The 7,695-nt window shown below is 61.8% G+C and carries 6 protein-coding genes; all 6 read left to right on the forward strand.

The annotated features are described in order from the left end of the window. The first annotated feature begins 36 nt into the window (after positions 1–36). Positions 37–1,749: an arginine--tRNA ligase gene (locus HGA39_07990; GenBank protein ID NTW29282.1), complete on the forward strand. Its 1,713-nt coding sequence runs from the start codon at positions 37–39 to the stop codon at positions 1,747–1,749. 12 nt (positions 1,750–1,761) lie between these two features. Further along, positions 1,762–3,123, forward strand: a complete 1,362-nt coding sequence (gene lysA / locus HGA39_07995; GenBank protein ID NTW29283.1) for a diaminopimelate decarboxylase — start codon at positions 1,762–1,764, stop codon at positions 3,121–3,123. 42 nt (positions 3,124–3,165) lie between these two features. Further along, a complete protein-coding gene (locus HGA39_08000; protein NTW29284.1) occupies positions 3,166–3,801 on the forward strand; it encodes a MarR family transcriptional regulator in 636 nt (211 codons plus the stop codon). Between the two features lie 385 nt (positions 3,802–4,186). Beyond that, on the forward strand, positions 4,187–6,676 hold the full coding sequence (locus HGA39_08005; GenBank protein ID NTW29285.1) for a molybdopterin-dependent oxidoreductase: 2,490 nt from the start codon (positions 4,187–4,189) through the stop codon (positions 6,674–6,676). Positions 6,677–6,688: 12 nt separating this feature from the next. After that, the gene (locus tag HGA39_08010; GenBank protein NTW29286.1) at positions 6,689–7,318 is read left to right on the forward strand and encodes a 4Fe-4S dicluster domain-containing protein; all 630 of its coding nucleotides are present in this window, start codon (positions 6,689–6,691) and stop codon (positions 7,316–7,318) included. 163 nt (positions 7,319–7,481) lie between these two features. Beyond that, positions 7,482–7,695 (forward strand): polysulfide reductase NrfD (gene nrfD, locus HGA39_08015; GenBank protein NTW29287.1); only part of this gene is annotated, 214 nt, incomplete at its 3' end.

Raw genomic sequence — 7,695 nt, forward strand, 5'->3', positions numbered from 1 at the left:
CAACCCACATCCCTGCACGTCCGCGGAGGCTAGAAGATACCCGTGAAAGACGCGATTTCCAGACTCGTGACCGCTGCGGTTGCCGAGGCGATCGAAGCCGGAGAGCTGACGCTCGCCGCGCTGCCCGATCCCGCGCTCGAGCGTCCGCGCGAGGTCTCGCACGGCGACTGGGCGACCACCGTCGCACTGCGCTCGGCGAAGGAAGCCGGCGCGAACCCGCGCAAGATCGCCGAGATCATCTCGGCGCGTATGGCGGGGCATCCCGACATCGAGGCGGTCGAGATCGCGGGTCCCGGTTTCATCAACATCCGTCTTTCGGCGGCTGCACTGCAGCGCGTGCTGCGCGAGGCGCGCGAGCAGGGTCGCGAGTTCGGGCGCGTGAACCTGGGCCAGGGGCGCCGCGTGCAAGTCGAGTTCGTCTCGGCGAACCCGGTGGGGCCGATGCATGTGGGCCACGGCCGCTGGGCGGCGCTCGGCGACAGCATGGCGCGCGTGCTCGAGCATGCCGGGTGGGAAGTCGAGCGCGAGTTCTACGTCAACGACGCCGGCGTGCAGATGGACATCTTCGCGAAGTCGGTCGCCGCGCGCTATCTCGAGCTGTGCGGTCGCACCGTTGAGTTCGCGCCCGACTGGTACCAGGGCGCCTACATCGCCGAGATCGCAGCGGGCATCTTCGCCGATGAGGGCGACGCATGGGCCGATCGCGAGGCCTCGGAGCGCGAATCGCACTTCCTCGAGACCGCGTACGTGGCGGTGCTCGCGCACCTGAAGGCGGTCCTGCACGGCATGGGCGTCGACTTCGACGTGTGGTTCTCGGAGCGGACCCTGCATGCGCGCACCGACGGCGGCGCCACGGCTGTTGAGCGCGCGATTGCCTCGCTTCGCGAAGCGGGCTACATCTACGAGTCGGAAGGCGCGGTGTGGTTCCGCTCGACCGACTTTGAAGACGACAAGGACCGCGTGCTAGTCAAGGCGGACGGCGCCTACACGTACTTCGCGGCCGACATCGCCTACCACAAGAACAAGTTCGACCGCGGCTTCGACCGCGTCATCAACATCTGGGGCGCAGATCACCACGGCTACGTCGCGCGCATGAAGGCGGCTGCGGCTGCGCTGGGGCATCCGGGGCAGCTCGACGTGGTCATCGGCCAGCTCGTGAACCTGTTCCGCAACGGCGAGGCCGTCCGCATGAGCAAGCGCACCGGCGAGATGGTGACGTTCGAGGAGTTACTCGGCGAGGTTGGGGCCGACGCGGCGCGCTACTGGTTCCTGCGCCGCAACACGGACCAGACCGTCGACTTCGACATCGAGCTCGCGCGCCAGCAGTCCGCCGACAACCCCGTCTACTACGTGCAGTACGCGCATGCGCGCATCTGCTCGATCCTGCGCCGGGCGGCAAGCGAGGAAGTGCTCGCTCGCCATACGACCATCGCGTCGGTGGCCGCCGAGTTCGTACCCGGCGACGCCGATCTCTCGCTTCTGACCGGAGACGCCGAGCTGGCGCTCATGCGCAAGCTCTCGGAGTTCTCCGAAGTGGTCGAGAACGCCGCGCGCGACCTGTCGCCGCACCGCCTGACCCGCTACGCCGAGGAGCTTGCGGCGCTGTTCCACCAGTTCTACACCGTATGCCGGGTCATGACCGAAGAGCCCACTCTCACCGCTGCGCGCCTGTACGCGGTGGACGCGACTCGCAGCGTGCTTGAAGCGGTGCTGGCACTTCTCGGCGTATCAGCGCCCGAGAGAATGTAGGAGGACTCACCCATGGGCAGACCGACCACACCTCGCACTCCGGCAACACCGGACGGCAAGACGGCCGCAGACCTCATGCCGGTCCTCCCGTTCACGGCCGAGGTGCGCGACGGCCACCTGTTCGTGGGCGGCGTCGACATGGTGACGCTCGCGCATGAGGCGGGAACCGCGCTCTACGTCATGGACGAGGAGACGATCCGCACCCAGCTGCGCGACTACGTTCGCTGGACGACGTTTCACTGGAACGACGTCGACGTTGTCTACGCCGGCAAGGCGTTCATGTCGCTCGCGATGCTCAGAATAGTCGCCGAGGAGGGCTGCTGTCTCGACGTCTCGAGCGGCGGCGAACTCGCATTCGCCCTGCGCGCGGGCTTCCCGATGGATCGCATCTACGTGCACGGCAACAACAAGACGCCGCTCGAGCTCTCCGAGTGCCTTGACGCCGGCGTGGGACGCATCGTGGTCGACAGCTTCGAGGAGATGGAGCGCCTCTCGGCGATGGCGAGCGAGCGCGGCTTGAGGCAGAGGATCCTGATCCGCGTCACCCCCGGTGTCGAAGCCGACACCCACGACTTCATCATGACCGGCGCCGAGGACTCGAAGTTCGGCTTCGGCCGCAACCAGGGGCTTGCGATGGCGGCGGTCAAGCGCGCCCTCGAGCTTCCGGGCATCGCCTTCGACGGGCTGCACATGCACATCGGCAGCCAGATCTTCGCGCTGCGCAGCTTCGCGAAGGCCATCGAGGTCATCGTGGAGTTCATGGGCGAGATCAAAGCCGAGACCGGCGTCGAGGTCCGCATGCTCGACACGGGCGGCGGGCTGGGCATCGCCTACGGCCTGCCGGACGAACCATCCACCATCAAGGACTACGGCAAGGTCGTGGTCGACGGCATCAAGGAGGAGTGCGAGAAGCGCGGCCTCAACGTTCCCGCGATGGCCGTCGAGCCGGGCCGCAGCATCGTCGCCAACGCCGGCGTGACGCTCTACACCGTGGGCTCGATCAAGGAGATCCCCAACATCCGCACCTACGTCGCGGTCGATGGCGGCATGTCCGACAACATCCGCACGTCGCTCTATGGCGCGCACTACGAGGCCCTGATCGCGAACAAGGCCGACCGGCCCCGCGAGATGGTGGCCACCGTCGCCGGCAAGCACTGCGAGAGCGGCGACATCGTCGTCACCGACGCGCCGCTGCAGTGCACCGAGGTCGGCGACATCCTGTGCGTGTGTGCCACGGGCGCCTACTGCCAGTCGATGTCGAGCAACTACAACAAGCAGGTTCGCCCCGGCGTCGTGTTCGTGCGCGACGGCGAGTGGCGATGGGCTGTGCGCCGCGAGACGTACGACGACCTCATGAAGTGCGAAGTGAGCTAGTCCTTTCCGTGCGACGGCTGACGTTCTGACGGGGGAGTGAGTATGCGGCTGTCAAGCGATGAGATAACCAGCCGAGTCCGTCTGAACCAAGCGCGAACCAAGCGGATCAAGGAAGTGCTTGGAATCGATGCGACGTCCTATGACGTGCTCGGGCTTCTTGCACGCGAGACGGAGCGCGCAACGGTGGGGGAGATTCGCAAGCGCCTTGGCATTTCCAAGTTCAAAGCGAGCCAAGCCGTTCACGCACTTGAGCTTCGCGGCTACGCGTCCAGTTGGTCGCCTTTGGAAGATCATCGCGCAGTCCTGACGGCGACAAGCCGATACGGACGTGAAATGCTCGATCACTCGCGTGCACGGATTGAGTCGACAGCAGATGCGGATACCGACTGGTGGGATGCATTCCGGAGTGCTGTCAGTGAGTCGGATGCGGGCAGTGTCTGTGAAGCAAGGGTTCTCATACTCATGCGTGAGAATGGTGACCTTGCGGTGCGCGAGATCGTCACGAGACTCGACCTCCCGCAATCGACCGCGAGTGTGGCATTGCGGGCACTTGTCGCGAGAGGTCTCGTCTCGTGCCGGCGTGGAACCGACGGGCGAAATCGCTTCTACTTCGTCACAGACGTTGGGATGCAGTGCGCCGACAAGATCCTTGATCGTGTCGACAAACGAACAGGGTAATGCACGTTGTCTGGCGCGTCGCGAGATTCATCATGCGTCTTGCGATCTGGCCAGACATTCTCTGACATAGAAGCCGGTCTCGGGCCAGAGCGACGGGGATGCCGCCTTCGTTCTTGACGCATGCAGTGGCATGGCATTCGCGACGAACACTTGCAGAGTAACTGGCGCACAAGTACATCATGTATCGGACTATTATTATAGTTCGCCGTTGCCTCGGTTGTGGGACATGCGAGCGGCTCCTACACTGCGAACCGCGACTGTGTGTGGAGTGGTCTCGAATATGCGCACCGGAGAGAGAGGCTGTTCCCCATACTATCGCAGTTCCTCACTCTGATGGGCCCGTTGGAGTGAGCGAGGTTCTGTCGCTTTAAACGAAGGAGGACAGATGTCAAAAGAAGAAGCGGGGCAAGTTGGTATCTCGCGCCGCAGTTTCGTGAAGACCGCCGCCGTTGCCGCAGGTGCGACTGCGCTCACCTACAGTGCGCAACCGGTGCTTAGAACGCTGGCTGCTGACTACAAGGCTGGGCAAGCCGCCGACGCTGGAGAACAGATATTCAGGGTTGTCTGTCAGCCCAACTGCGGGCAGGCGCACTGTGGCCTCGTTGCTCATGTTCGCGACGGGAAGCTGGTGAAGACGGCCGCAGTCCTCGACAATCCCGACCCACGTTTTGATCGTCGGGGATGTGTGAAGGGGCTGTCTCACGTACAGTGGGTGTACAACGCAGAGCGCATCAAGTACCCCATGAAGCGCGCAGGTGAACGCGGCGAGGGTAAGTGGGAACGCATCACTTGGGATGAGGCGATCACGACTATCGCGGACAAGTTCAACGGGCTTCGTAAGGATTATGGAAACCAGAGCATCGCGGTGACGTCCATGACGGGTTCCTACGGGATGGTGCATGGGACGTACGGGGCTGTGTATCGCTTCCGGTGCGCTTCCGGCGCGACGTTGCCGGAGTATTGCATTGACTGGGCCGCCGCGGTTGGGTTCGCTCGAGTCTTCAGCGGCTCAGGGACGGTCGAAGATATGGGAAATGGGTATTGGGATATGCCCAACGCCCGAACCATTTTTGCTTGGGGTTGGAACATCACTGAATCATCGCCCCAGAACTGGCACTGGATGGCGGACGCCATTGAGAACGGGACCAAATTGGTCGTAGTCGATCCGCGACTCTCCGGGGTTGCGACCAAGGCCGACACTCACGTGAGACTGCGACCCGGCTCAGATACGGTCCTGGCTCTTTCCATGATGCAGGTCATTATCGAGAATGGGCTTGAGAACAAGGACTTTCTGCGCAAGACGACAGTGGCTCCGTTTCTCGTCAGAAACGACACCAAGCAGTTTCTGCGAGCCAACGATTTGACCGGGACGGCTCCAAAGATGAGTGCGTCGAGTCCCACCAAGAGCGTAGAGCCCTATATGGTTTGGAATCCGGCTACGGGCGCAGTGGGTACCTCAGATGAGGTCGCCGAGTCTGCTCTCGAGGGCTCATACGTCGTCAATGGAATCAAGGTGACGACAGCATTCCAGCTACTCAAGGATCTGGTAGACGAGTACACACCTGAAGCAGCATCCAAGCTCACGGACGTGAGTCCCAAGGTCATTCAGGAGATTGCAGTTCTGTATGCGACGAACGGGCCAGCGACCATTCATATCGGTTACGGCTTCGACAAATACTACAATGGTGATGTCACAGCTCACGCCTTGTCGACGCTTGCTTCGATCACCGGCAACATCGGTATCCCCGGTGGTTCGGTCGGCTTCAACGCAGAAATGAAGGGTGGGGCCCTCCATTTCAATTTGGAGTACATGGCTCCGGGCTTCAAGTTCGCGCCAAGTATTCCTTGGGTGGTGTTCTTGGACGTGCTGAAAGACGGCACCTTCAAGGGGAAGCCGTACCCAATCAAGGCGATGCTCAATCTCAACGGCAATGTGGTCTCCAACATGGCAGACCAGCGCGAAACCATCGATGTCGTGCTTCCGAAGCTCGAGTTGATCGTCACGGCCGATTCGGTCATGACGGACACATGTCGCTACTCTGACATTGTCCTTCCAGCCACTCATTGGTTCGAAACCAACGAGTTGACGACCCCCTTTGGTGGGTACCTCAGTTACGTGCAACTCAGTGAGAAAGCGCTCGAACCGGCGTTTGAGGCCAAGTCAAATCTGGATGTGCTCAGTCTGTTGGCTGCGAAGATGGGAATTGGGCAGCATTTCGATCGGACGGATGAGCAGTTCATGGAGTTCATCCTGGACCAGGAGGCTCCCAAGAAGTTGGGGATCACGCTGCCGGCTCTGAAGGAGAGGAAAGCCATCTTCAACTTCGCTCCGGGAGCAGGCAATGGTGTCGCAAATCCTGAGTTGAAATTCGCAACGGCTTCGGGTCGTCTGGAGTTCTATCAGCCGAACCCAGTTCCTCGCATGGACTGGGGACAGGAGTTCGATGCTGACTTTTACCGGCTGCCCAGGTTCCAGCCGCCGGCTGAGGCCTGGCCGGACAATCCGCTTCACGCGAAATACCCGCTGGTAAACAATCAAGAGCACCCTCGCTGGCGCGCACACACCACCTTCGGCAGGATCCCATGGCTTAAGGAACTTGATCCGGAGCCAATCATCAAGCTCAGCCGGGCAGATGCTGATGCGCGCGGGATCAAGTCCGGAGACACCGTCGAAGCGTTCAATGATCGTGGCAGCGTGACGCTCAAGGCGATCGTGGACGACGGCCTTCCACCCGGTATGACGAACATCCCGAAGGGCTGGGAGCGGCACCAGTTCATCAAGGGTGGATATCAAGAATTGACGGCGCGCCATGTCAACCCGATGAACGCCAACCAAGCATATTCCGACGTTCTCATTGAAGTGAAGAAGGCATAGGAGGCGCAACCGATGGCAAATAAGAGACTCGGCATGGTGATCGACACCAAGAGATGCATCGGGTGCCACACATGCGCGATGGCGTGCAAGGTGGAGAACAACCTGCCAGACAAGAACTGGTGGAACAGGGTCCTTACCGTCGGCGGCGACGATATGGACACTCCGGCTGGCGAGTACCCCAACGTTTCAATGTCCTACATCACCCTGGCCTGCCAGCACTGCGAGAACCCGGCCTGCGTGAAGGTCTGCCCCGTGGGCGCGACCTACAAGCGCGAAGAGGACGGCGTGGTCATCCAGGACTACGACAAGTGCATCGGATGCAGGTACTGCATGGCCGCCTGCCCCTACACCGGCGTGCGCGTCTTCAACTGGGAGAAGCCCAAGTACCAGGTGGATTTCGCGGTCGGCGACGCCGACGTGCCTGCGCACCAGAAGCACACGGTCGAGAAGTGCACGCTGTGCGTACACAGGTTGGCAAAGGGACTGGAACCCCGGTGCATTGGAGCATGCCTTGGCCGTGCCCGTCACTTCGGCGACTTCAACGACCCCAACTCCGAGGTCTCCCAGCTCCTCCTGAAGCGGCCGCACTTCCAGCTGCTGCCCGAGAAAGAGACCAACCCCTCCATCTACTTCCTCTCATAAGTCCCCCGAGAACCAAGAAAGGAGTGACATCAACGTGAGCACAACAACCAACACAAGCCCCAAGACCTCCGGTCTGGCCTTCCTCGGCATCACCGGGGCCTTGACCGTCGGCGGTCTGGCTCTCTGGGCCTACCAGCTCTCCCGCGGCCTCTGGGTCACTGACATGCGCAACCTCTCCTCGTGGGGACTCTACATCACGATGTTCATGTTCTTCGTGGGACTCTCCGCCGGCGGTCTCATCATCGCCACGGTCCCGAGGGTCTTTAACCTCAAAGGCTTCAAGTCCGTCTCCAAGATCGCGGTCTACCTCTCGATCTGCTGCACGGTGCTCGCCGCCGCCTTCGTCGTCATCGACATAGGGCGTCCCGAGCGTCTCT

The organism is Coriobacteriia bacterium (assembly GCA_013336165.1).
GTDB lineage: Bacteria > Actinomycetota > Coriobacteriia > Anaerosomatales > JAAXUF01 > JAAXUF01.